General features: G+C 58.6%; 15 protein-coding genes. 7 read left to right on the top strand and 8 right to left on the bottom strand.

The window, feature by feature from the left end; genetic code table 11:
• Window positions 1-102 precede the first annotated feature (102 nt).
• The gene (locus CCX46_RS24455) at window positions 103-3,246 is read right to left on the bottom strand and encodes a transglycosylase domain-containing protein (RefSeq protein WP_127929627.1); all 3,144 of its coding nucleotides are present in this window, start codon (window positions 3,244-3,246) and stop codon (window positions 103-105) included.
• Between the two features lie 458 nt (window positions 3,247-3,704).
• Here CCX46_RS24455 and CCX46_RS24450 point away from each other — a divergent pair, with 458 nt between their 5' ends.
• From CCX46_RS24450 to CCX46_RS24435, 4 genes are all read left to right on the top strand, one after another.
• The gene (locus CCX46_RS24450; RefSeq protein ID WP_127929626.1) at window positions 3,705-7,274 is read left to right on the top strand and encodes a hypothetical protein; all 3,570 of its coding nucleotides are present in this window, start codon (window positions 3,705-3,707) and stop codon (window positions 7,272-7,274) included.
• A gap of 305 nt (window positions 7,275-7,579) precedes the next feature.
• Window positions 7,580-9,001, top strand: coding sequence for an amino acid permease (locus CCX46_RS24445; protein ID WP_127929625.1), 1,422 nt, complete (start codon window positions 7,580-7,582; stop codon window positions 8,999-9,001).
• Between the two features lie 223 nt (window positions 9,002-9,224).
• Complete coding sequence (locus CCX46_RS24440; protein WP_127929624.1) at window positions 9,225-9,587, top strand: GtrA family protein; 363 nt, start codon at window positions 9,225-9,227, stop codon at window positions 9,585-9,587.
• On the top strand, window positions 9,584-11,254 hold the full coding sequence (locus CCX46_RS24435) for a glycosyltransferase family 39 protein (protein WP_127929623.1): 1,671 nt from the start codon (window positions 9,584-9,586) through the stop codon (window positions 11,252-11,254). The genes CCX46_RS24440 and CCX46_RS24435 overlap by 4 nt, the downstream gene beginning before the upstream one ends.
• Here CCX46_RS24435 and CCX46_RS24430 read toward each other — a convergent pair.
• Both CCX46_RS24430 and CCX46_RS24425 read right to left on the bottom strand, forming a co-directional pair.
• A complete protein-coding gene (locus CCX46_RS24430; RefSeq protein WP_127929622.1) occupies window positions 11,163-12,782 on the bottom strand; it encodes an FMN-binding glutamate synthase family protein in 1,620 nt (539 codons plus the stop codon). The two genes, CCX46_RS24435 and CCX46_RS24430, sit on opposite strands and share 92 nt — an antisense overlap.
• A gap of 171 nt (window positions 12,783-12,953) precedes the next feature.
• Entirely contained in the window at window positions 12,954-13,754 is an 801-nt protein-coding gene (locus CCX46_RS24425) for a helix-turn-helix transcriptional regulator (protein WP_127929621.1), read from the bottom strand.
• Between the two features lie 125 nt (window positions 13,755-13,879).
• Here CCX46_RS24425 and CCX46_RS24420 point away from each other — a divergent pair, with 125 nt between their 5' ends.
• The gene (locus CCX46_RS24420; RefSeq protein ID WP_127929620.1) at window positions 13,880-14,701 is read left to right on the top strand and encodes a carbon-nitrogen hydrolase family protein; all 822 of its coding nucleotides are present in this window, start codon (window positions 13,880-13,882) and stop codon (window positions 14,699-14,701) included.
• A gap of 282 nt (window positions 14,702-14,983) precedes the next feature.
• Window positions 14,984-16,309, top strand: a complete 1,326-nt coding sequence (locus tag CCX46_RS24415; RefSeq protein WP_127929619.1) for an APC family permease — start codon at window positions 14,984-14,986, stop codon at window positions 16,307-16,309.
• Between the two features lie 3 nt (window positions 16,310-16,312).
• Here CCX46_RS24415 and CCX46_RS24410 read toward each other — a convergent pair whose 3' ends face one another.
• The 5 genes from CCX46_RS24410 to CCX46_RS24390 are packed head-to-tail and all read right to left on the bottom strand — an operon-like array spanning window position 16,313 to window position 24,647.
• Entirely contained in the window at window positions 16,313-17,716 is a 1,404-nt protein-coding gene (locus CCX46_RS24410) for an ATP-binding protein (protein WP_127929618.1), read from the bottom strand.
• Window positions 17,713-19,527 carry a DAHL domain-containing protein gene (locus tag CCX46_RS24405; protein WP_127929617.1) on the bottom strand — a complete coding sequence of 605 codons (1,815 nt, stop codon included), beginning with the start codon at window positions 19,525-19,527 and terminating at the stop codon, window positions 17,713-17,715. Before CCX46_RS24405 ends, CCX46_RS24410 begins: the two co-directional genes overlap by 4 nt.
• On the bottom strand, window positions 19,524-20,477 hold the full coding sequence (locus tag CCX46_RS24400; protein ID WP_127929616.1) for a cytochrome-c peroxidase: 954 nt from the start codon (window positions 20,475-20,477) through the stop codon (window positions 19,524-19,526). Before CCX46_RS24400 ends, CCX46_RS24405 begins: the two co-directional genes overlap by 4 nt.
• A 40-nt stretch (window positions 20,478-20,517) precedes the next feature.
• The gene (locus CCX46_RS24395) at window positions 20,518-22,392 is read right to left on the bottom strand and encodes a putative bifunctional diguanylate cyclase/phosphodiesterase (RefSeq protein WP_127929615.1); all 1,875 of its coding nucleotides are present in this window, start codon (window positions 22,390-22,392) and stop codon (window positions 20,518-20,520) included.
• Window positions 22,389-24,647 carry a GGDEF/EAL domain-containing response regulator gene (locus CCX46_RS24390; protein WP_177413879.1) on the bottom strand — a complete coding sequence of 753 codons (2,259 nt, stop codon included), beginning with the start codon at window positions 24,645-24,647 and terminating at the stop codon, window positions 22,389-22,391. Before CCX46_RS24390 ends, CCX46_RS24395 begins: the two co-directional genes overlap by 4 nt.
• Window positions 24,648-24,899: 252 nt before the next feature.
• Between CCX46_RS24390 and CCX46_RS24385 the strand changes: the two genes are divergently transcribed.
• A complete protein-coding gene (locus tag CCX46_RS24385; protein ID WP_127929613.1) occupies window positions 24,900-26,261 on the top strand; it encodes an HD domain-containing phosphohydrolase in 1,362 nt (453 codons plus the stop codon).

The following is a 26,261-nucleotide window of genomic DNA, read 5'->3' as shown; positions in this document are numbered from 1 at the left end:
GGGCGGCTAACCCGACGAAAATTCGAATCTGAAAAATACATAAGTACCACCCACCGCCGAGAAAAAACGTCACCCTGATTCCGAATGTCCCGACACGATTTGTTACCTCGCTGTAGGACGCTGTGCCTCGAGCATTGCCACGCTGGCGGTTTGCGTCGGCTTGCATTGCGAGTCGCTGCCCGGTTGCAGATACGGCGTGAGAATCGGCGCCATGCCCTTGAGCACCTGTGTAGGCAGGGCCGAGGTGAACTTGAAGTTCTCCGCCGAACGCCCCGGAACGAACGCGGTGAGGGTGCCGAAATGGTGGTCGCCGATGTAGAACACGAAGGTCGCCGTGCGGTTGATCGACTTCGAACTGAGGATGCGTCCGCCCGAGCCAATGGCCTCGATGCGGTTGTCGCCGGTCCCGGTTTTGCCACCCATGGCCAGCGGGCTGCCATCGGCCAGTTTGAAACTGCCGGAAACACGTTTTGCCGTACCGGCATCGACCACTTGCGACAGCGCCTCGCGCATTGCTCTGGCCACTTCCACCGGCATCACTCGCTTGCCGACATGTGGGTCGTTGACCAGTTGCGTTTCGTACGGCGTGTCGGCGGCAAAGTGCAGGCTGTCGATGCGCAATGTCGGCATGCGCACGCCGTCATTGAGGATGGTGCCGATCAATTCGGCGAGTGCGGCGGGGCGATCGCCGGAGCTGCCAATGGCGGTGGCCAGCGACGGCACCAGGTGATCGAACGGATAACCGACTTTCTGCCAGCGCTGGTGAATATCGAGGAACGCCTCGATCTCGAGCATGGTGCGAATACGGCTGTCGCGGGCGCCCTTGTGCTTGCTTTTGAACAGCCAGCTGTAGACTTCCTGACGTTCGAAATGGCTGGCCTTGACGATCTCGCCGAAGGTCGCGTCAGGGTGGTGGAGCAGGTAGCCGATCATCCACAGGTCCAGCGGGTGCACCTTGGCGATAAAGCCTTGATCGGGCAAATCGTAACTGCCGGGGCCGTAGGAATCGTAGAGGCGGATCAGGCGATCGTCGGTGAGTTTTTCGCTGAGCTTGGCGCCTTTGAGGTGTGAGCGCACGAAAGTGTTGAAGTCTTCCTGACTGGCATCGGGCAACAAATAGCGATGCACGGCAGCCATGCGGATCGGCGTCGGACGCATGCTGTCGAGGAAGGTGTCGAGGCGCGCCTGGGTGTCTTTGTTTTTGTATTTTTTCCAGAACTTGAGCTGGAACGAGGTGCCTTCGCGGTCGGCGAAACTGGCCAGGTATTCCTGGCGACGCGGGTCGCGATCATCCTTGAGCAATTCGGCACTGTTGTTGGGGCCGGAGTAGGTGGTGTAACGCACCAGATCGCGCATCAGGCGAATGAACGGTAGGTTGATCGACTCGCGCAGGGCATCGCGCAGGGTCGGTAGGCGGCCGTTGTCTTCCTTGCGAAAGTTGTGGAACGTGTGCAAGCCGCCGCCGGTGAAGAATGCCTCGCCGGGGCTCGCCGAGTATTTGCGATCGAGTGCGGCGCCGAGCAGCTTCGACAGGTCGTGATCCTTATTTTGAATCAGGTAATCGATGACCCACTGGCTCAGGCGATCCTGATCGGGGACTTCGACTTTCTTCAACTCCGGCACGCTCATCGCCCCGTACTTGTCGTGCAGTTCGGCGATGATTTGCAGGTATGTGGTGAGCACACGCATTTTCGCCGTTGAGCCGAGTTCGAGTTTGCTGCCTTCGTTGATGTCGAAGGGCTGGTCGGTGCTGTCAGTCTGCACTCGCACCCGTGAGCCGTCCGGGGTCAGTTCGAAAAGGGTGAAGCTGTAGCGCACTTGCGTGGTACTGGTCGGCGTCAGCAAGCGTTCGCCGAGCAGGCCGATTTCAGCGGCATAGGCCGGGTCGGCAAGTTTTTTCAGGTACGCGGTGGCCTGGGTTTGCAGCTCGCCCTGAAGGGTACTCGTGGCTGACAGATCGAGGCGGTCGAGGTCGTACAGCGGCCGGTTGAGCATGCTCGCCAGACGACTGCGGGCGGCGCTGATGCCCTTGTTGGTTTCGATGGGCTGCATGGTCGGCTGGGTCTGCCAGTCGCGGTAGCTGACCTTGCTGGCAAGGGCGGCATCGGCCAATGCGCCATCGATCACCGCGTTCTGTTTGAGCAGACGCAAATGGCTGTCGGTGAGATCAGCGAGTTCCTCGCGGCCCTTGGTCAGATAATACGAAGGGCGGCGCTGGGCGATCATCAGCGACAACATCTCGCGCAGGGCCAGACCTTTGGCGGCCATGGTTTTCGGATCGGTCGCCGGGCTGTTCAACTGTTCGTTGGCCTGCTTGAAGTCGCTGCCGTACCAGACCCGCAACCCTTCCGCCATGCCATGCACTTCGCCATGCCCCGGCACCGCCGAGAGCGGCACGCTGTTGAGGTAGTCACGCACGATGTTCTGCCGTGCCCCCAAGGTCTGCGGGCCGGGCTGATAGGCGCGCACGCTGGCGGACATCATCTGCCGCAGTTTTTCCGCACCGGACACCGTCAGGCCATCCGGAGAGTGGCGGTACTTTTCCAGCTGCGTCGCCAGCGTGCTGCCGCCCGCCGACTGGCCGGGCAAGCGCAGCAATTTCGCCACTTGCGACCACGCCGCCATGCCGAAGCGCGGCCAGTCTACCGCCGGGTTGGCCAACGGTTGTTTCGGGTCGAGCAGGAAACGGTTTTCGATGAACAACAGGCTGCTGACTACCACGGGCGGAATAGCGGCGAAGTCGGCGTACAGTTGTTGCGGATAGTTGTACTTGTACAGCGGCGCGGCGCGGCAATCGGTGATCGACAGCCCGGCCTGGATCTTCTCCGAATACGGTACGAACAGGCCTTTGTCGGTGTAGCTGAGCAGGGCCGGCGAAAAACGCGTCTGCTCGGTCACGACGTAATTGCGTTTGAGCAAGCGCGGCAGGAATTCATCAAGGGAGCTGTAGCCCAGACGCAGATCGAATGGTCCGTTGCCCGGATAGCGAATCGCTTCGCTGGGACCGGGTTCCAGATGGTAGGTCAGTGACGCCGCGTACCGGCTGAGCTCGCGTGACTGAAAGCGCGAGGTGCGCATTTCCTTGGACGCGGCCAGCCCCACCACGATCGCGATAATCACCAGCAACAACCAGAAAGCCTTCCACCCATGCCGATTGCGGCGGGTTTTTTCAGGGACAGGCGCTTCATCCACTCGTTCAGTCGGAACCACGGCTTTACTCGAATCGGTTTGCCACAAAGCGCCCATAGTCGATTGATCCATTCACGCAGATTGATCGGACTTGTCTGAAGCTTAGACGGTGGTTGGCGAGTGGCGAGGGAATTGTGCGGGCGCTGAGCATCGAGGCGCTGACGAGGCTCCACCCCTCGATGAGTGGCGACGTTGCAGAGGTTGCCGCTCCAATAATCTGGACGGGTTGCTGGTGGTTAAAAACATGAGTGTTCTTATATTCAATGGTGAGTATGAAAGTTTACAAAAAACATAAGTGGATAAAGTTTTATGGTCTTGGGTTTTCTGGCTGTTTGCGCTTTCGCGCGCTTGAGGTTGATAGTTTGGCCTGTGAATCAGTGCGGGTTGTTTGAAGAGGTGCTGGTTAAACTTTATATACAGTTGGTAAAACACTTAATTGGTAATGCTTGTCGACTGTTGCTTTGAGGATTTTGCATGTTTACTTTTTCCTTGTTTTAATTCACGAGGAGTAGTGTATGTCTGAGTCCAACGACTCTGTGTCGAATGTTGTTTCGGCGTCTGATAGTGAGACAAGTAATATTGAGTCCGTAAGACTTGAAGCCGAAAAGGTTTTGCCTTCCGCACTGGGTGATTTTGCCGGCGCTTTATCCTGGCAGATTCCTTTAAGTGTCGACCAAAAGAAGCAAGTACTGGAAGCTGTCCGGGTTTATATCGAGGGTCTTGATGACTTGCCACGGCCGGGTCAAGGACTGCTGGAACTTCTCAACATAGAGCAACCGCTCAGCCCCGAAACATTGCGCGATCCAGCCAAGGCAGTGGAAACCCTGATTGCCGGAGCTCGCGGCCAGGCACTGGGGCTGGCGGTGCAAACCCGCTTGAAAGGTTACGCCTCGGATGTCAGCGTCAACGACTACGCACTGGCCGCTGTTCAACTGCATCTTGATCCGCAGTCGATTGAAATCCATAAACGCAATAGCGTCGCGGGTTTCGATCTGGACAGTAAGCAACATTGGGGAAAACCGGTTACAGCAGTGTTCGACAAACTGCGCGAACATCTGATCAAAGAGCTCAGCAGCAACCCCGAAATGTCCGGTTTGGGCGCCTACATTTTGCTGGCGAAAAACGCTCCCGTGTTCCTGATCAAAAATACTCCTGCCGGCGTCAAGTACGGCGGCCCTGCATGGTTCAACCTGGCAGTTGCCGCAGCGACCATCGAAGCCCAGTCGCCGGGAAAGGTCGCAAACATGACGTTTGCCCAGGTCATGGTCTACGCCGAAAGTGCGGCGTTGCGCGATCCGGCGGTTGCGCAGTACGCCCAGACAATCACCTTGGCAGATTGGAGCGTCGTCCATGGTCTGATGAACAGGAAAGAGGTTGAAAGTTATACCGAAGCACAACTTCGCGAGTTGAAAGAAACGTTCAATAGCGAGTTGGCCGACCGACTCAACACGCCAATGCTGCTAAGCAGTGAGTTTCCCAATCGCGAGAAAATAGCCCGGGTCGCACTGGAGAAGAAGTTCGGCAAAGGCTTTCCGATTGAAGAGCGCGTCCTTGATAGCGACGCGAATTGGGCGGCAGCATCGGGCACCCCGGTAGCGAAAGGCAAACTGCATACACTGCTGGACGCGGCAATGATGCGTGGGGGGTTCAAATGGGATACCCGCGACCCGTTTCTGGTGCAACATCTTCACACCATCAACACGATGGACTTGCGTGTGCCAGAGACGTTCGATCATGAGTTTGAGACGACGCTGAATAACCTCAAAAAGGGTACTCAGATGAGCGTACGTCGTCTGATATCCGAGTTGCCGCTCGAAGACCGAGAGAACCTCGAGTATGGCAAGATCGATTTCTATCAGGACAAGACCATCAAGTTGGCTACGGATTTCTGGAACAGGAAAATTACCAACTCCAACCAGACTCTGACGTTGAGAGTCGAGCGAGGCATTGATAAAAAAGTCTCGGTGTATTGTATCGATCTGGGTGCGGCATCAATCACCAGGCGAGCGTCGGATCCTGCCATTTCTGAAGACCGGGTCGACGTGCATATCCCGAGCGTGTCGTATGGTGTGAGACTTTTCCAGCCTGCCAATAATAAACATGCCGAGCATTTGAAGCAGATATTTTCCTCGTCCGGGATTTTTCCCGTCCCCAGCAATTATTCCAGCAACAGATCTCACATCATTGCCGATGCTTTTGTCGAACATCTTGATTTCGACAATGAAGATATTCGCAAAGCGGCTGAAGGCCAGACCACGTGGGACAAAGAACTGGCGGTGCTGAATTCGCGTGTGCAGTTTCTACTCAACCTGATCCCCTTCAAATCGGCCGTCAGCAATTTTATCGACGGCAAATACGCAGATGGTGCAATTGATCTGTTCCTCGACGTATTGGGTTTCGTCACCGCTGGCGTGAGTGTCGCGGCAAAGTTGACAAAAGTGGCGGCCACGACAACCTCGGCACTTCGTCAAGCGCTCAAGGCCGCGAAAATCATTGGCGTGCTTGTCATTGGCGAACTCAACCCGCTGAGTGTACTGGTGGCAGGTGGGAAGCTTCTGGGGGCGGGGATCAAATATGTGGGGGTCAAAGGCTTGCAGCAGTTCGACAAGTTTCGAGATGCTGTGTTTGGGTACGACTTGCTGATTGGCGTCAGCAAACAGCACGGGCCGGCAGCGCTGGGCACCTTTAAAGTGGGTGAACAAAGTATTGAGAGCGTGGGTGTATTGAAAGGCAGTAGCTGGCATCCATATAACACCCGGACCCAACGGCTGTATGGCGCACCGGGCAACTTTCGGCCCTCCGGATCTGGCGGGTTCGGCAACGCCGAGATGGGACGTTTCACTGTCAAATCCTCGGTCATTGCCGGTCTTGAAGCCAATGCCAGAGGTATTTTTCGAAGCACCGACGGGCAGAGCTTTTACATTCGTAACATTGATGGGACAGGCCAAGAGGCTTTTTACCAGATCAAAAATGATTTCTCCCTGAGCGCAGATCTGACGGATGTCATCCTTGTCGATCGCGTAACCAATCGGGCGCATGGCAGCCGGCTCTGGCAAGTGGCGCCAGATCAATGGCAGCCGGTGTCTCTGCGCGGCGGCGACCTTTCAGCAGGTGCGACGGAAATCCCGGCAGGCGCGATTGTTGATGAGAGCGCGAGTTTTGCAGCCCGGCTCGTGCACACATCCCGCAATGCACTGGGACTCGACTTGGTGTTTACGCGTGGGCGACTGCCCAACGGTTTGTGGGAGCCTGTCATTGAAACCATCAATAATCGTCAAACGGCGCACCTGCCTTTTGATTGGGGACAAAAGTCGACTACGCATTATTCGATCCAACGCACCAGCATTCATCAGGCGCTGTCAGCAACTGAATTCAGTCGATTGTCGGTCGTGGGGAGCTTGACGAAAACGAACGCCTCTGAATATAGCGCCTCGATCAAAGCACAGTTAGCCAGAACAGACGGCGGTGCAAATTTCTTTTTTGTAATGGAGCGGATCCAGCCTGCGAACTCGGTCGGGAAGGAATTCAATGCATTGAAAATACATGACCTTGAAATCAACAAACTTCCTGTGGGCGCGAATGCCGTCAGTGGTTATTGGATGCCCCAGGGAGGCTACGTGGATATACCGGTTCATCCCGAATGGGGTCAACCGGATTATCTATTCACACCTGATTTCACTGGCTGTTCGTTGGTGGTCGACCAGTTGGATACTAATCTGCTACGGGTCAGGCACGTTGAAGGAGCAAAAGAATTCGCTCAGTACAATGGCCTTCCTGCGGGCGAGCATGGTTGGGGTCTTAGCACGTCCATGGAATTTCAGGATTATGGATTTCGCGTGGACGCAAACGGTAGGGCAGATTCGTTACTTACCGGATTTGCATTTATGAAGTACGACCGCCAGACGAGTGCCTGGAAACTGCATTTTCAGTCCGTCCAGGGGGGGCCCAGAATCGGTAAACACTCCTCAGCAGTGCCTGGATGGCGAACGCCGCCGGAGACGGTCGTGGAGGTGTACTCTGACTACAAAGTGATGAAAGTAGTGAACAGGCCAGTGATGACGATAGTCGGTGCGACGGCAGGCTGATGTGACGCTGCACCATCCTTGTGCAATACTCGCCGCCTTTTTTGGTGGCGAGTTTTCCTACATTTGCCAGTTGATCACCTCGGTCTGTTGGCAAATTCGCGACAACTCCCGCTGAATCTTGTGATTTATAGAGTGAAAAGACCTGCAGCAAGGTTTTTATACTGCACGCCCCGCTGATCTTTCAGGTCATCCTGCAAGACGTGTCGGCCCACGAGGCCGGCGCGGTTTCACAGCAGCCAAGGCTTATCGGCCGACGCTTCGATACTCGGTGGTCATATCCAATAACAAGACGAGGTTGTCCCCCTATGCCAACTGGCAATCACCTGCCTCACGGCGGTACCGCTCAGGGCGGTCCGCTCAAACGCGAACTCGGTGAACGGCATATTCGCCTGATGGCGCTCGGTGCCTGCATCGGCGTCGGTCTGTTTCTAGGTTCGGCCAAGGCCATTGAAATGGCCGGCCCGGCGATCATGCTTTCGTACATTCTGGGTGGTCTGGCGATCCTGGTGATCATGCGCGCCCTCGGCGAGATGGCCGTGCACAACCCGGTGGCCGGTTCGTTCAGCCGTTACGCACAAGACTACCTCGGCCCGCTGGCAGGCTTTCTCACTGGCTGGAACTACTGGTTCCTGTGGCTGGTGACTTGCGTCGCGGAAATCACCGCGGTGGCCGTGTACATGGGCATCTGGTTTCCCGATGTGCCGCGCTGGATCTGGGCCCTCGCGGCGTTGATCAGCATGGGCTCGATCAACCTGATCGCGGTGAAAGCCTTCGGTGAGTTCGAATTCTGGTTCGCGCTGATCAAGATCGTCACCATCATCGCCATGGTCATCGGCGGCATCGGCATCATCGCGTTCGGTTTCGGCAATGACGGCGTAGCACTGGGCATTTCCAATCTGTGGGCCCATGGCGGTTTCATGCCCAATGGCGTGACCGGTGTGCTGATGTCCCTGCAAATGGTCATGTTCGCCTACCTCGGTGTCGAGATGATCGGCCTGACCGCCGGTGAAGCGAAGAATCCGCAAAAGACCATTCCTGATGCGATCGGCTCGGTGTTCTGGCGGATCCTGTTGTTCTACGTCGGCGCACTGTTCGTGATTCTGTCGATCTATCCGTGGAACGAGATCGGCACTCAGGGCAGCCCGTTCGTGATGACTTTCGAACGTCTTGGCATCAAGACCGCCGCCGGCATCATCAACTTCGTGGTGATCACCGCCGCGCTGTCGTCGTGCAACGGCGGCATCTTCAGCACCGGGCGCATGCTCTACAGCCTGGCGCAGAACGGCCAGGCCCCGGCCGGTTTTGCCAAAACATCGAATAATGGTGTACCGCGTCGAGCGCTGTTGCTGTCGATTGCGGTGTTGCTCTTGGGCGTAATGCTCAACTATCTGGTGCCGGAGAAAGTCTTCGTCTGGGTGACCTCGATTGCCACCTTCGGCGCGATCTGGACCTGGGTGATGATCCTGCTGGCCCAGCTGAAATTCCGCAAAGGCCTGAGCGCCAGCGAACGTGCGGCACTGAAATACAAAATGTGGCTGTACCCGGTCAGCTCGTATTTTGCCCTGGCGTTTCTGGTGCTGGTGGTCGGCTTGATGGCGTACTTCCCGGATACCCGCGTGGCGCTCTATGTGGGCCCTGCGTTCCTGGTGCTGCTGACGGTGTTGTTCTACGTGTTCAAGTTGCAACCGACCGGTGAAACGCAGGGTGCTGCGCGTTCGGCCTCTTAAGTCGTAGCTGCTGAAAAAACGAAGCCCCGGTCGAGAGATCGGGGTTTTTTATTGCCCATGCCGCGGATCGTCTCCAAAGCTGAGCCTCCTGCGCTAGCTCAGCAGCAGTTTGAAGACCACTCGTCGGAAGTAGCCGCGCACCTGTAATTTCTGACAGTAGACCTGGTACCTGCCTTGGCCTAGGTTGAAGCTTCGCCAAACGTGGCAAGAGCGGGGCACCGGCATGAAGGGATTCTCGGCATTGACGGTTATCGGAATCGCCGATGGATTGATCCATTGGCAGATCTTTTTCGTCCTGTGCACGGCTGCCGAACTGACCCAAGCCGCCAGCAATTTCGCGGCTTTCTGCGTAGCGGCCATGTTCTCGTTTTACGTGAACATGCTGTACACCTTTGACAGCCGAACGTCGGTGCTTGGTTATCTGCTGTTTATCGTGGTGATGGGCGCGCTCAGTTTTGCCATCGGTTCGATCGCCGATACGCGTGATCTGCCGGGATTGCTGACGGTGGCGGTGTTTACACTGCTGAATCTGTTGCTGGGGTACAGCTTTTTCAGGTTTGTATTGTTTCGCAGACAACGGCTATGAAGACTTTTGCGGCCGTTGCATTTGTCAGACGAGCCTTTACGCCAGTGCTCGTTGATCGATTCGCGCTCGCTATCGTTTTGATCCTCGCACTACTCGTACGGTTTTACGCTATTTCAGTACCCGCCATCTGGAACGATGAAGCCTATAGTCTGCTGCTTGCACGCGAAACACCGGAGCGCATCTGGGCGCTGACGGCACGGGATGTGCACCCACCGCTTTACTACATGCTGTTGCACTACTGGGTGTCGGTGTGGGGAGATTCGGCGTTGTCTGCCCGGGCGTTGAGTGCACTCGCGGATCTCGGCACTCTTTTACTGTGTATCAAGTTGATGAGCCTGATTGCAACGCGCAGGGCGACATGGATTGCTGCGCTGCTATTGGCGTTACTCCCGATTTCGGTGCGCTATAGCCAGGAAGTAAGGATGTACAGCTTGCTCGGGTGCTGGTTGATGGCTGCAACTGTTGCGTTGGTTTGTTGGGCGAGGGTTGCGGAGCAAGGCCGTTTTGCGGTGATCTACGTGCTCCTGATGAGCGCTGCTTTTTACACTCACTACTTCGCAGGTTTGTGTGTACTGGTGCATTGGTTGTTTTGGTGGCTGAGCCGGAATAACCGTCCCGGGATGGCGATTACCCTAGGGCAATGGCTACTTGCTAACCTGACTGTCGTGGTCCTGTATTTGCCTTGGGTACCTCATCTGATTGCTCAACTTGCGAATACGACGGGCTTGGGTTGGATCAAACCGGTGACGCTGCAGGAGGCGTTGTCGCTAGTCTGGCAGTTCACGCTGATGGGAAATGGGGCTTCTCAAGCATCGGCGTGGCATCTCCTGCCTCTGGCGCTTTTACTGTTCTGCGCCACAACAGTCATCGCGGACTACTCCCTAAAGCGACCTTTTCGTTTTTTGCCGATTGGTTATTTTTTTGTTCCGCTGACAACGCTCTATGTGTTTGCCTTATTCCTTCCGCTGTTCGTTCCTAGATATCTGGTTTTTTCGGCGCCCGCCATTGCGATGATTGCAGCGTTGGCACTTGACGGCATCTGGAGACGTCGAGCGTTGTTGGCGACTGTTGGTTTATTGCTTTTTGTTGTTGTGCAATTAAATGGTCTGACTGCGGTTTACCGGCAGACAGATGGCTTGAGTGGAACGAATTACCGCAGAGATACCGAGTTTGGTCAGTTGGTGAAGCGGCTCAATCAGAATGCCCTTCCAGGTGATGAGGTGATCATTGCTAACCCGTTCTGGTACCCGACATTCACTTATTACGACACCACTGGTATTGATCCCCGGTTTGAGGTGCGCTCATCGATTGACGATTACCTGAAGCTGACCGGTCGAGGTCTTTTGAGCCTGATCAAAGATCCCTTAGCGAGTATTTATATTGATGGGATAACGGTTTTGGATTGCCGCAGCCAAAGAGTCTGGTGGATCACAGATGCTGATTTGCATGCTGACAGGCCACAGTTCGCAAAGGATCGGACTCCCGTGTTGACGATTCACGGGGGAAACATTTCTGCGTATCTGTTTACTGCCGATTCGGTGCCGGCTTCAGCGCAGGCCAGCACCTATTGCACACTTAAGCCACGGCCACTTCCTGCGGCTCAAAACTGTCCGCCCGCGCCATCTGCCACATCCGCGAATAGAACTCGCCATTCACTTCCCCGGTGAGCAACTCCCCCGGTTTCAGGAACACATGCAGTTGCGAGAACAACTTGATCTCGGTCGCCGACATGCGCCGCACCAGATGCTTGGCCGACAGTTGTGATGGATGTTCCAGGCCAGCTGCGGCGAGCATTTCCGCAAGAGCCTTCAAGGTATTGCGATGGAAGTTGAACACGCGCTGCGCCTTGTCCGGCACCACCAGCGCACGTTGGCGCAAAGCGTCCTGAGTGGCCACGCCGGTCGGGCATTTGTTGGTGTGGCAGCTTTGCGACTGGATGCAGCCGATGGCGAACATGAAGCCGCGTGCGGAGTTGGCCCAGTCGGCGCCGATGGCCAGCACGCTGGCGATGTCGAAGGCGCTGACAATCTTGCCGCTGGCGCCGAGTTTGATCTTGTCACGCAGGTTGAGGCCGACCAGGGTGTTGTGGACGAAGAGCAAGCCTTCGCGCATCGGCACACCGATGTGATCGGTGAACTCGACCGGTGCGGCGCCGGTGCCACCTTCCTTGCCGTCGACAACGATGAAGTCCGGCAGGATGCCGGTTTCCAGCATGGCTTTGGCGATGCCCATGAACTCCCATGGATGACCGAGGCAGAACTTGAAACCCACCGGTTTGCCGCCGGACAGTTCACGCAGTTGCTGAATGAACTGCATCATTTCGATCGGCGTGGAAAACGCGCTGTGGCGTGACGGCGACACGCAGTCTTCGCCCATCATGATCCCACGGGTTTCGGCGATTTCCTTGGTGACTTTGTGCTTGGGCAGTATGCCGCCGTGGCCGGGTTTGGCGCCCTGGCTCATCTTGATTTCGATCATCCGCACTTGCGGATTCTGCGCCTGGGTGGCGAAGCGTTCCGGGTCGAAACGGCCATCGCTGGTGCGGCAACCGAAGTAGCCGCTGCCCAGCTCCCAGGTCAGGTCGCCGCCGTGTTCGCGGTGATACGGGCTGATGCTGCCCTCACCGGTGTCGTGGGCGAAGTTGCCGAGTTTCGCGCCCTGGTTCAACGCGCGGATGGCGTTGGCGCTGAGCGAACCGAAGCTCATCGCCGAGATGTTGAACACCGAGGCCGAGTACGGCTGCGAGCACTGCGGGCCGCCGACGGTGACGCGGAAACTGCTCGGGTCGCTCAGCGGTGCCGGGCGCATCGAGTGGCCGATGAATTCGAATCCCGATTGATAGACATCGATCAGCGTGCCGAACGGTTTGTCGGCGGTTTCGTTTTTCGCTCGCGAATAGACCAGCGAACGTTGCGCGCGGGAGAAGGGCAGGGCATCGCTGTCGGACTCCAGCAAATACTGGCGGATCTCCGGGCGGATGCCTTCAACCAGATAGCGGATGTTGCCGAGGATCGGGTAATTGCGGCGCACGGCGTGCGGGCTCTGCAGCAGGTCGAACAGACCGATCAGGCTCAGCACGCCGGTGACGGCAGTGATCGGCCACAGCCAGTCGTGTTCGAGAAAAGGCAGGCTGGCGAGGGTGAAAATCACGCAGACGGCAAAGAAGGCGTAGCGGCTCAGGAGTGACAGGCTCATACGGTTTCCTTGGTTCGGACTCGGAATAATCAGCGAAGATTCAGGGATAAACACATTCCCCTGTAGGAGTGAGCCTGCTCGCGATAGCGGTGTATCAGCTACAAATGATTTGACTGACCCGACGCCATCGCGAGCAGGCTCGCTCCCACAAAAAGCAACTTCACCAAACGATCAGGCGTTTTGCGCCTGAAGAAATATCGAAAACAGCTCGGACTGGGATTTGATCCCCAGCTTGCTGTACATGTGTTTCTTATGGACTTTCACGGTTTCTACGGAGATTTCCAGCTTACGGGCGATTTCTTTACTGGAGCAACCGCTGAGCATCAAACGCCCGACATCCAGTTCCCGCGCCGTCAGTTGCGCACCCTTGAGTTGTTGCACCGAGGCTTCCAGTTGCACCCGCCAGTCTGCTTGAGCGGGTGCGGCGGCGAGGGCCACGGTTTCGTTGATCTCATAGGGTAATCGTTGGCGCAGCAGGCCCAGCACCCAAGGCTGGATCAATGACAGCAAGGCGATATGTTCGCCAGTGAAACGTTTTTCACTGCCCAGCGAGAGACACAGTGTGCGATCACCTTCGAGCTGACAATTGAACTGGATTTCGTCGGCCACGACATTCAGACGAAAGTATCGCTGGTAATACTCGGTCAGTTCGAAGTGCTCCGGCGCCACCTCGGACAGGCGATACAAACCGGTGCGCGACTGCTCGCGGCAGGCGATGTAGAACGGGTCGAGCAGATACAGGCCGCGCAGATAATCCTGAAACAATTGGTCGGGGTTGCCGTCTTCGCCGGGGCATTCGGCGAAGACCTGCGGGTGTTGATCGGCGCTGAACAGCAGCGCTACCCAGCTATCGAACGGCACGTACTGGTCGAGCAAACGCACCAGTTGTGCCCAGAAATTCGGCTTGTCCAGCGCGTCGATCAATTGCCCGACGGCGCGGTGCCAGGTGATGTCGTCAAACGAAAGTGCCATCGATCTACCCCTATCGGGTTACCCCGGCCGCGTAATTCCCTGGCCGGCTGCTTGCTGCGCATACTGGCCCACAGACAGCCACCGGGCAATCTTTCAGCACCCGACGCTTATCACAAGGAATTCCCATGAAAGTCGAACTCGCGCAACTGGCGGGCCGTGACAATGCCACGGCGTACAACCTCGAACGCGCGCTTGCAGCGATTGCCGCGTGTGCGCCGGACACGCAGCTGATCGTGTTCCCGGAAACTCACTTGATGGGTTTTCCGAGCGCTGAAACCGTGGCGCAAACGGCCGAGCCGCTGGACGGCCCGACTGTCAGTGCAGTGCTCGCCGCTGCGCGCGAACGCAACATTGCCGTGGTGATCGGCATGGCCGAGAACGACCACGGGCGCTTCTACAACACCACGCTGTTGATCACCTCTGCAGGCATCGCCTTGAAATACCGCAAGACCCATTTGTGGGCGTCGGATCGTGGCGTGTTTGAAGCCGGTGACCGCTACGCCACCTGCGAATGGAACGGCGTGCGCGTTGGCTTGCTGATTTGCTACGACATCGAATTTCCAGAGTCGGCCCGTGCCCTGGCGCAACTCGGCGCTGAATTGCTCATCGTGACCAACGGCAACATGGACCCGTACGCGCCGACTCACCGCACCGCGATCATGGCCCGTGCCCAGGAGAATCAGGCGTTTGCGCTGATGGTCAATCGCGTGGCGGCGGGGGATGACGGCTTGATGTTTGCCGGTGGCAGCGCACTGGTCGATCCGCTGGGCTCGCTGCTGTTCGAGGCCGGGCGGGAAGAAGGGACGTTCCGCGTTGAGCTGGATTTCGCACGGTTGGAGATTGCGCGCAGGGATTACCGCTATCTGGATGATCAGCGCTTGAAGTTGTCGGGGGAGGTGGTGGAGCGCAGCGATGGTGTTCGTGAATTGTTGATTCCACGCTGTTGACCGCTGCCCTCACCCTAACCCTCTCCCAGAGGGAGAGGGGACTGACCGAGTTGATTGTTCGAGGTACGCCGACCTGAAATACCGAGTCGAACTCAGGTTTTACCCGATCGTTCCCACGCTCTGCGTGGGAATGCAGCCCGGGACGCTCCGCGTCCCAAGAGCGGACGCAGAGCGTCCATTGAGGCATTCCCACGCAGAGCGTGGGAACGATCAGCCACACCCGAAAACATTCGCCGAACCCGGCTCTGCCATAAATCCAATAAAATTCGGAGTAAGTCGCCCATGGCTCGTTTGCAACGCACCCTTTCATTAGGGTCGGTGGTGCTGTTCGGCATCGCCTACATGACGCCGATCATTGTCCTCGGCACCTTCGGCATCCTCGCCCAGTCCACCGCCGGCATGGTCCCTGCCGCGTATCTGGCGGCGCTGGTGGCGATGTTCTTTACCGCCATGAGCTACGGTCGCATGGCTGCCGCGTTCCCGGTTGCCGGTTCCGCCTACAGCTACGTGCGCAAGGCGATCAGCCCGAAACTCGGCTTTATCGCCGGTTGGGCAGTCTTGCTCGATTACCTGTTTCTGCCGATGGCGATCTGGCTGATCGGCGCGGCGTATCTGGCCTCGGCATTCCCGTCGATTCCGCAATGGATCTGGGTGTTGGCGTTCATCGGCATCACCAGCGCAATCAACATCATCGGCCTGAAACTGGCCAACGGCATCAACGCCTTGCTGATGCTGGTGCAGTTCCTCGTATTGATCGCTTTCGTCGCGCTCTGCGTGCACTACATCGGTGGCGATGCGAGCACGCCATTGTGGTCGATCAAACCGTTCTTCAATGGCGATATGCAAATGCCGCTGATCATGAGCGGCGCGGCGATTGCCTGCTATTCGTTCCTCGGCTTCGACGCGGTCAGCACCCTGACCGAAGAAACCCGCGACCCACGCCGCACCATTCCGCGAGCGATCATGTTGATCACACTGATCGGCGGGCTGATTTTCGTTGGTGTGTCGTACTTCGTGCAGATCGCACACCCGTCATTCCAGTTCGACAGTGTCGATTCGGCCGCCTATGAAATCGCCCGCAACATCGGCGGTGATCTGTTTGTGTCGATCTTCCTGATCGGTCTGATTGTTGGCCAGTTCGCGTCAGGGCTGTCGGCGCAGGCCAGTGGTTCGCGCCTGTTGTTTGCCATGGGCCGCGACGGTGTATTGCCGAAATCATTCTTCGGCACCTTGCACGCGCGCTTCGGTACGCCGGTCAACAGCATCCTGCTCTGCGCCGTGGTGGCGTTGCTGGCGCTGAAACTTGATGTGACCACCTCGACCTCGTTCATCAACTTCGGCGCGTTTCTGGCGTTCAGTCTGGTCAATCTGTCGGTGATCTTTCATTACTGGATCGGCGGCGAGAAAAAGGGACTGCGTGAGATGGTGCTGTTTTTGCTCTTCCCGTTCATTGGTCTGGTGGCGGATTTATGGCTGATGGTCAGCCTTGATCACTTGGCGGTGTATCTGGGCTTGAGCTGGCTGGCGATCGGCGTGGTTTATCTTGCCGTGCTCACCGGTGGCTTCCGTCGCCAGCCGCCGGAGATGGATTTTCAGGAAGCCACTTGAGGCTCAGGCAGCGGGCCGGTTCTGGCGCATCGGCAATTCGACGCGAAAGGTCGTGCCCACGCCCGGTTCGCTGCGCACCGAAATATCGCCACCGTGCTTTTTGACGATGCCGTAGGACAGGGACAGTCCAAGCCCGGTGCCCTGGCCGACCGGTTTGGTGGTGAAAAACGGATCGAAGATCTTCTGCAGGATCTCCGGCGCAATCCCCGCGCCGGTGTCCGCGACTTCCACCCAGGCCGTGTCTTGTTGCTGCCCGGTGCGCAAGGTGATGGTGCCGCGTTCCGGGCCCATGGCCTGCGCCGCATTGACCACCAGGTTCATGATCACCTGATTGATTTGTGATGGCAGGCACTCGATGTCCGGCAGCGGCTGATACTCCTTGATCAGGTCGGCCTTGTACTTGAGTTCGCTGGCGACGATGTTCAGGGTCGACTCGATGCCTTGCTGCAGATTGGCCCACTGCCATTGCTGATGGCTATCGACCCGGGAGAAGTCCTTCAGGTCCTTGACGATCTGCCCGACGCGGCCAATGCCTTCCTTGGATTCGCGGATCAGCACCGGGATGTCTTCGAGGAGAAAATCCAGATCGGCGTCTTTGCGCAATTGCTCAAGCCGCGCCACTGACTCGCTGTCTGGCGTTGGCCCAAGCGTCTGCCAGGCATCAAGTACGCTGAGCAATTGTCTGAAGTAGCCGTCCAGCGTGCCGAGGTTGGAGGAGATAAAGCCGATCGGGTTATTGATTTCATGGGCCACACCCGCTGCCATTTGCCCCAGTGACGCAAGTTTTTCCGACTGCACCAGCTGACTTTCCAGTTGCTTGCGCTCATCGATTTCCCGCTGCAGTTCTTCACTGGCCTGCTTGAATTGGGCCGTGCGTTGATCGACCAGATGTTCCAGGTGATGCATCTGCAATGATGCGCGTTCGGTCATCTGCCATTTGGTCAGCAGGGTGTTGGCCATCTGCTGCACTTCGATGTTGTCGAACGGCTTCTTCAGAATCAGCAAGCGGTCATGCGCCTGCAAGCGCTCCAGCAGTTCATCCCAGGAATAATCCGAGTAGGCGGTGCAGACCACCACTTGCAACTGCGGGTCCTGTTGCCACAGATGTTCAATGGTTTTCGCGCCGTCCCAGCCGTCGGGCATGCGCATGTCGACAAAGGCCAGCGCGTAGGGGCGTTGTTCTGCCTGGGCCTGTATCAGTTTGCCCAAACCTTCCTCGCCGCCGTAGGCCGAGTCCAGCTCGAACGGCGGACGTTCGGCGCGAACCTGAGCGCCAAACAGTGCCGCTTCCATCTGGTCCAGTTCCACTGATTGCGCCGCCGGCGGCGCGAGAATCTTGCGAAAGTCTTCATGGATCGACGGCATGTCGTCGATCAGCAGAATGCGGCGGTTCGACAGCTCGCTCATGCGTTCTCCGTGACGCTGATCAGGGGGATCTGCAAAGTGAACAACGCACCCTGGCCCGGGCCGTCACTGTGCGCAGTGAGGTGGCCGTTCATTTCGATGGCCGCCAGGGCGCAGCTGTGCAGACCGAAGCCGTGGCCTTCCTTGCGGGTGGTGAAACCGTGGGCAAAGATCCGCGTCATGTTTTCCGCAGCGATGCCTTCGCCATCGTCCTTGACGCTGATTTCGAGGAAGCTGTCATCGACAATCCTGACCGCCAGGGTCATGGTCCGGGGGCGGTTGCTGAGGTCGGACATGGCGTATTTGGCGTTGCTGATCAGGTTGATCAGGATCAGCAACAAGCGGTGTTTGTCGCCCATCACCTGCGGCACGTCGGCGTATTCCCTGACCACTGTGACGTGGTGCCGGGTCAGTGCCCCGGCGTTCATGCGCAACGCGTCTTCCAGTAACTCGTTGATGAACAATGGCTCGGTCATGCTGTTGGCGCCGGCATAGGATTGCTGGGTGGCGACGATGTCCTTGATGTGATCGACGCTTTTGTTCATCTGATTCAATTCGTCGAGCATTTCCTGTTGTTCCTGGGCAATCGCGACCACCAGTTGGTTGAGGTAGCCGGGGAGCAATTTGCCTTTGGCGTCTTCGTTGAGGAACGCGCCGAGGTCATCCGGGTGTTCGTTGATCAGTTGCATGGCCTTGCCCAGGCCCTGGCCCTTGCTGTTGCGCAGCTTGCGCGTGATCAGGTCGCTGGAGATGTTCACGCTGTTGAGCACGTTGCCAACGTTGTGCAGCACATTGGTGGCGATTTCCGCCATGCCGGCCTGACGTGCGGCGTCGAGCAGTTCGCTCTGGGCGTCGCGCAGTTCCCGGGTGCGTTCTTCGACTCTTTGTTCCAGCGCGTCGTTGGCCGTTTGCAGGGCGTTATTGACCCGGTTGATCTCGGCGAAACTGCCGATCAAACGGATGGCCAGCCACACCAGCGACAACATCAGCAGCACCGAAAACAACAGCAGGTAGAAGTGGTACTGCCGGTCGACCTGATCGGCGCGCTGCTGATCGTGATCGAGCATAGTGGTGATGTTGTCGAGGCTTCCGGCCACGGGGATGTTTTCGATGTTTTCGAGCAACTGATTGACCAGTGGCTGCTCGCGCGCAATCAGCGAGATATGGCTGCTCATGATTCTGATCGGGGTCTGAAACGCGAGCGGCAGGCGTTGCGCGTTGACCTTCAGCTTGTTCAGGCCGACCTCGATGTCGGCGGCCAGGTTGTCAGAGGTGACCTGGGCGAATTCGAGGGCACTGAGCAGCAGGTCGTAGGTGTCGGTAGTGATGTTCTGCAGCTGCAATTTATCGAAGTCCGACAGGCTGGCCAGTTGCTGTTGGATGTCGTCTTCAGCGGTGGGCAAAAAGGCCAGGGAATTACGCAACAGCGCGTTGTGCGATTTGAACTGTTCGACCAGACGGATTTTTTCCTGCATCGCCTGTCGGAAACTTTCGTGAGCGTCGTTCCATTGCGCCGAGTCGTTGCGCCCATGTCCGGACTCGATCGCATCGAAGCGCGCCCAGAGCCGGTTCATTTCGTTCATCGGTGACACCAACGGATCGTAGTTGTGGCTGAGCGCCACTCGCGCCTTGAGGAGCTCGTTTTCCCACAGCGAGTTCTGCTGTTTGATCTGCCGGATCAGATCCCTCGATTCGGTGTACGTCATGGTCTGGGCAGAGCTGGATTTGATGTACAGGAACAGCAGGATCGAGGCCAGCGCCAGGGCGACCAGGGTCAGCAACAACAGGCTGCGTCGCCGCGAGATGTTGATCATGGCTTGCTCTCCCCTTGGCCGGTCAGGGTTGTGAGAAACAGCATGATCAGCCGTTTGTCCTCAGCGCTCGGCATGCGCCCCAACTGGTACTGGAACATCACATCCACGGCGCGTTCGAGGGTGGGGGCCGAACCGTCGTGAAAGTACGGCGCGGTGATCGCGACATTGCGCAGGCTCGGCACCTTGAACACGGCCCGGTCCGCTTCGTCGGCGGTGACGTTGAAGCGGCCCTGATCGGCCACGGTCGGGCTGCCGCGATCGGCAATGTAATCGCCGAACACTCCGAATTTCTGGAACATGTTGCCGCCGATGTTCACCCCCTGATGGCAGGCAATGCAGCCGTACTCCTTGAAGCGCTGGTAACCGTACTTTTCCTCCAGGGTGAGGATGTCGGTGTTGCCGAGCAGGTATTGATCGAAGCGTGAGTTGGGCGTCAGCAAGGTGCGTTCGAAACTGGCCAGCGCCTGCTGGACATTGGCCTGGGTCACGCCGTCCGGGTAGGTGGCGGCGAAATCGCGACGATAGTCGGGGTCGTTGCCGATGCGCTCGATCACCGTGCTCCAGTCGCTGCCCATTTCATGCGGGCTGGTGATGACGACGTTGCTTTGTTCCTCGAGCGTTTCGGCGCGACCATCCCAGAACTGGCGGAAGTTTAGGGCCGCGTTGAACACGGTCGGGGTGTTGACGGCCACCGGTTTGCCGTCGAAGCCCAGTGACAAGGCGCGGCTGTCGGCACCGTTCTTGTCGAGTTGGTGGCAGCTGGCGCAGGACAGCGTGTTGTTGATCGATAACCGTGGCTCGTGGAATAACCGTCGACCGAGTTCCACGCGCCGGGCATCCTGCTGCGGTATTGCGGGCAACGGTTTGAGCGGCTCGTTCAGCGGCTCGGCACTGGCCCCGGCGCAGAGTCCGCACAGCAGCAGCGCCATGGCGTGGTGGAAAAGGCTCATCGGCAATTGTCTCCCTGACTCAAGGCCTGTTTCACAGTGATCATCCTATTGTCCATGGCGCGGGTTGCGTGCCGGCGAGCAAACGCGCAAACGTATCTGCCGGCAGGGCTTTGCTGAAAAAGTAACCCTGACCTTCTTCGCAGTGATGGGCCTTGAGAAACGCCAGTTGTTCGGCGGTTTCGATGCCCTCGGCGATGACGTTCAGGCCCAGGCTCTTGCCCAGGTTGATGATCGCGCTCACCAGCGCCGCATCGCTGCGGTCGTTGCACAGGTTGCGAATGAACGATTGATCGATCTTCAGCACATCGATGGGAAACCGCCGCAGGTAGCTCAGGCTGGAATAGCCGGTGCCAAAGTCATCGATGGCCAGGCGCGTGCCCAGCGTCTTCAGGCGATTGAGCGCAGTCATCGTCGCCTCGACGTTTTGCATCAGCACGCCTTCGGTGATTTCCAGTTCCAGCCACTCGGGCGCCAGACCTGTCTGTTGCAGTACGCGCTCGATGCCGGCGACGAAGTCACGCTGGCGAAAATCGATGGGTGAAGTGTTGACCGACATACGGATCGGCGGCAGTCCGGCCAGTTGCCAGGCCCGGGTCTGCCGACAGGCCTCAGCCAGCACCCATTTGCTCAGCGGCACGATCAGACCGCTGTCCTCGGCCACCGGGATGAAATCCGCCGGATAGACCCAGCCATGCCCCGGTTTTTGCCAGCGCACCAGTGCTTCGGCACCCACCACTTTGGTACTGCGCAGGTCGATTTTCGGCTGATAGTGCAGGACGAATTCATGCTCTTGCAGCGCTCGGCGAATGCCCGACTCGATGCTGTGCTGTTCGCGGGCGTGCTGGTTCATGGCTTCGATGAAGAAGCCGATGTTATCGGGGCCCTGTTCCTTGACGTTGCGCATCGCGGTCTCGGCCTTCTTTATCAGCTCGGTGGCTTCGAGGCCGTCATCGGGGTAGACGCTGATGCCGACGCTGGCGGTGACGCTGACATCGTGGCCGACAATCGTCTGCGGCAGGCGAATGGCGGCGAGGAGTTTTTCCGCGATGCCGTGGGTTTGCTGAGGGTGGTTGATGTCGCCGAGGATCACCACGAACTCATCGGAGCCGTAGCGAAACACCGAGTCCGAATCGCGTACGCAGGACAACAGTTGCCGGGCGACCCGTTTGAGCATCTCGTCACCCGCCGGATGGCCCAGCGCATTGTTGATGCGCTTGAAGCGATCGAGGCCGAGAAACATCACCACCAGTTGTTTGTCATGCCGGCGGCACACCGCCATGGCCTGACTCAGGCGATCACCGAGCAGGGTGCTGTTGGGCAGTTCCGTGAGGCTGTCGTATTGCAGCAGGTGCGAGACCTTGAGCAGTTCGTGCACCCGCGCCTCGATGGTTCGCTCAAGGCTGAGCATCTTCAGCGCCGCGTCCTGTGCCAGTTGCCATTTCCACGTCAGGGCGTTGGCCATCTGACGGATTTCCAGACTGTCGAACGGCTTTTTCAGGATCAGCAGTTGGTCGCCGAACTCCAGCCGTTCGGCCATCGCTTCCCAGCTGTAGTCGCTGTACGCCGTGCACAAGGCGATTTGCAGGTTCGGGTCGACCCGCCACAGTTGCTCGATGGTTTCCAGGCCATCCCAGCCGGGCGGCATGCGCATGTCGATAAAGGCGAGGGCGTAGGGATTGCCACTGGCCAGTGCGCGGTTGACCAGTGCCAGGGCTTCCTGACCCTGATAGGCGGAGTCGAGCTGGAAGCTCAGGTGCGGCGTCTGCTGGCTGCCGAACAGTGTCTGTTCCAGTTGCTGCAAATCGACGGCGTCCGCCACCTGCGGGGCGAGGATCTTGCGAAAGTCCTCATGGATTGCCGGCGTGTCGTCAATGATCAGGATGCGGCGGTTGGTCTGGGGAAAAGGCGTTTTCATGCCTCGTCCTCCTTTGGCGTCAGACGGCAACTGTCCTTGAGCAAATGCCCGGCCTGTTCGGCGCTGACCGCTGCACTGAAATACATGCCCCGGGCGCTCGGCAGCGGGGGCGCGGCGGGTGGTGTGCACGGCTGATCCGAAGACGGCTGGCCTTCAGCGATGATGCCGATGCCCAGGTCGCGGGCGAAGTTGACAATCGCGCGCAGGGCATTGGCTCCGGCGACATCGTGGGCGGCACTGTCGACGAAACTCTGCGCCAGTTTGAGGTGATTGACCCGGTAGGTTTTCAGGTAGTCGAACGAGGAATATTCAGTGCCGAAATCATCGATGGCGATGCTCACGCCCAGTTCACGCAGGCGCGGCAACGCATCGTTGTGCGTCCACTTGGTCTGGGCCAGCGTGGCCTCGGTGACATCGAAGCGCAGATCCCAGGGCGCCAGTTCCCAGCGGGCGGTGGTGCGCAGCACGTTGTAGATCAGCTCGGGGCCACTCTTGAGTTGGGCCAGCGAAAGTTTGATCGCCATCACTGGCGGTGCGACCCCTTCGTTACGCCACAGGTGCATCTGGTGGCAGGCGTGATCCAGCACCCAGCGCCCGAGCGGAATGATCGCGCCGGTTTTCTCCGCGATCGGCACGAAGTCGGCAGCCGGCAGCAGGCCGTGACGAGGATGCTGCCAGAGGACTTGTGCCTCCATGCCGAGAATCCTGCCGCTGTGCAGATCGACCTCCGGCGCATACCGCAGCATCAGTTCATTGCCCTCGAGGGCCGTCATCAGTTCGCTGACGAGGGTCATGCGTTCGGCCACTTCCCGAGAGATTTCCTCGGAGTGGAAGTGGTACTGGTTGCGGCCCATTTCCTTAGCGCGGTACAGCGCCATGTCGGCCTGCCCGAGCAGCGTGTCGGCATCGAGGCTGAGGTCGCTGTAACTGCTGATGCCGATGCTCACCGAAATATGCAGAGCATTGCCGGCCAGCAGGTAGGGCGCCAGCAGCGTGTCGCGGATGTTGGCAGCCATCGCGGCCGATTGGGTCGGGTCGCTGACGTCCAGTTGCAGGATCGCGAACTCGTCGCCGCCCAGGCGCGCCACCACGTCACTTTCCCGTACGCCGGACTTGATGCGCCGGGCGACTTCCTGCAGCAGCAGGTCGCCCACCGGGTGGCCCAAGGTGTCATTGATCCGCTTGAAATGGTCGAGGTCCAGATAGAACACCGCAAACGGCATGGCACCCCGTCGCGCGGCGGCAAACGCCTGATGCAGGCGTTCGATCAGTGTGGCGCGATTGGCCAGGCCCGTCAGGCCGTCGGAGCGCGCCAGCAAGGCCAGTTTTTCCTCGGCCAGGCGGCGTTCGGTGATGTCGAGGATGATGCCTTCGACTTCCAGAAGTCGGCCGTCCTGATCGCGCACCGGAATGTAGCGGTTTTCCACCCAGCGCCAGGTGCCCTGGCCGGTGCGCATGCGGAATTCGATGGACGCGCCCGACGCATGCCGATCCAGCACCCGGGCCATGGCCGCATCGACGTTCGCCTGATCGTCCGGATGAATCAGTGCCTGGGCCCAGTCGGGCGAACCCACCAGGTCGGCGGCGACGTGGCCGTAACGGGTGATGTTGTGGGAGATGTACATCAGCGCAAACGAGGGTTCGCCGCGCAGACGATAAAGAATGGTCGGGCTGTTCTGCACGATCACGTTGGCGTCCGACAGCTCACGGGTGCGTTCCTGCACCGCTTGCTCCAGCAGGCTCATCTTCAGTTCGGCGTCTTCGGTCATCTGCCATTTGACTGTGAGGGCGCTGGCCATCTGGCGGATCTCGATGGCGTCGAAGGGCTTTTTCAGGATCAGCAACCGGTCGTTCAGTGCCAGACGCTGGTCGATATCCTCCCAGGAATAATCGGAATAGGCCGTGCACAGCGCAACTTGCAGCTTGGGGTCGACCTGCCACAGCCGTTCGATGGTTTCCAGACCATCCCAGCCCGGCGGCATGCGCATGTCGATGAAAGCCATGGCGTAGGGGCGGTTTTGCGCCAGCGCGGCTTCGAGTTTGTCCAGCGCTTCGCGGCCCTGAAACGCCGAGTCCAGCTCGAAATGTTGGGATTGTTTTGCAGACGGGGTGCCGAATAACAGATTCTCGGTTTCGCCCAAACCATCGTCGCCGGGGATGACCGGGCTGAGAATCTTGGCGAAATCGCCATGGATCGCCGGGCTGTCGTCAACGATCAGCACGCGGCGATTGATGTGCACGGTTGGCGTTGTCATGCCGCGCCACCCGTGGGGAGGCATGCTGTGGTGATCCGGGGCATCCTTTTCCCTCGCCATTTGCCTGTTTGTATCAGCCGATGGAGTCTTGCGCTGTGTTCAGCATAGTCGGCTCCCCGGTACTGCGCTTTCGGCCCCGGACAAAGATCGGCGTGAATGCCGGCCAAAATCATCTAGCCTTGGACTCAGGCGCGGACCGGCGAAGCGTTGGGTCGGTGCGTCGTTATTTCCCTGTTTGCTTGAGGCCATGCCATGGAAGAGCTATCCGCGCCGATGTCGGCGCATCGACCCACAGTGCTGCTGGTCGATGACGAGGAGGCGATCCTCAACAGCCTGCGTCGCCTGTTACGCGGCCAACCCTACGATCTTCTGTTGGCGACCAGCGGCGCCCAGGCGCTGGAGATCCTCGCGCAGCAGCCGGTGAACCTGGTGGTGAGTGATGCGCGCATGCCGGGCATGGACGGTGCGTCGTTGTTGGCGCATGTCCGTGAGCGTTTTCCGGCGACTGCGCGGATCATGCTCACGGGATATGCCGACCCGGCGGCGATCATCAAAGCGATCAATGACGGGCAGATTCACCGTTACATCAGCAAGCCGTGGAACGACGAAGAGCTGCTGCTGATTCTGCGCCAGTCCCTCGAGCACCAGCATTCCGAGCACGAGCGCCAGCGTCTGGAGCGCTTGACCCGGGTGCAGAACGACCAGCTCAAACTGCTCAACAGCACCCTGGAAAAGCATGTCGCGGCGCGCACCGCCGAACTGCAGCAGACCGCCGACATGCTCGATCTGGCGTACGAAGAGCTCAAGCACAGCTATGTCACCGGCACCGAAGTGTTTTCGCTGCTGGCCAATCTGCGCTTGCCACCTGCCAAGCAGACCAACCGGCAGATCATCGAACTGGTGCGCAGCTACTGCAGACAGCACGGCCTGGACGAGGCCACCAGCCGTGATCTGACCATGGCTGCGGCGCTGTACAACATCGGCAAGCTGAGCTGGACCGACGCGATGATGATCACGCCCTCGGATCTGCTGCGCCATACCGAACGCGAGCGGTATCGCAGTTACCCGAAGCAGAGCGAATCGTTGCTCATGACGCTCGACCCGATGAAAGATGCGGCGCGTCTGATCCTGCATCATCAGGAGCGCTGGGATGGCAGCGGGTTTCCCGACCGGCTCAAGGGCGAGGGCATTCCGTTCGGTTCACGCTTGCTGAAACTGGCGGTGGATTTCGTCGAGTTGCAGCGCGGTCTGATCCTCGAGCGGCAGATGAACAGCGATGAAGCGCTGCTGTACCTGCGCCAGTACGCCGGGCGTTTGTACGATCCTGATCTGGTCGAAGATTTCATTCAGGTGTGTGCGGCATTTCTCAGCGACGTGACGCTGGCCGATCCGTCGGTCAAGGTGCTCTCCACTCGGGATCTGGCGGCGGGGATGATTCTGGCGCGCAACCTCAATGCCGATAACGGCATGCTGCTGCTCAACGCCGGCAAGGTACTCAGCGCGCTGTTGGTGGAAAAGCTGATTGCGTTCGAAGCCATGGAGGGCGGCAAGTACACGATTTTCGTCAAGGTGCCGGAGGAGGTTGAAGCCACGCTCACGGCGCTGGGCGAATGA

The sequence above is a fragment of the Pseudomonas sp. RU47 genome (assembly GCF_004011755.1).
Classification (GTDB): domain Bacteria; phylum Pseudomonadota; class Gammaproteobacteria; order Pseudomonadales; family Pseudomonadaceae; genus Aquipseudomonas.
The sequence above is the reverse complement of the archived record's forward strand: the minus strand, read 5'-3'. Positions and strand labels throughout refer to the sequence as shown.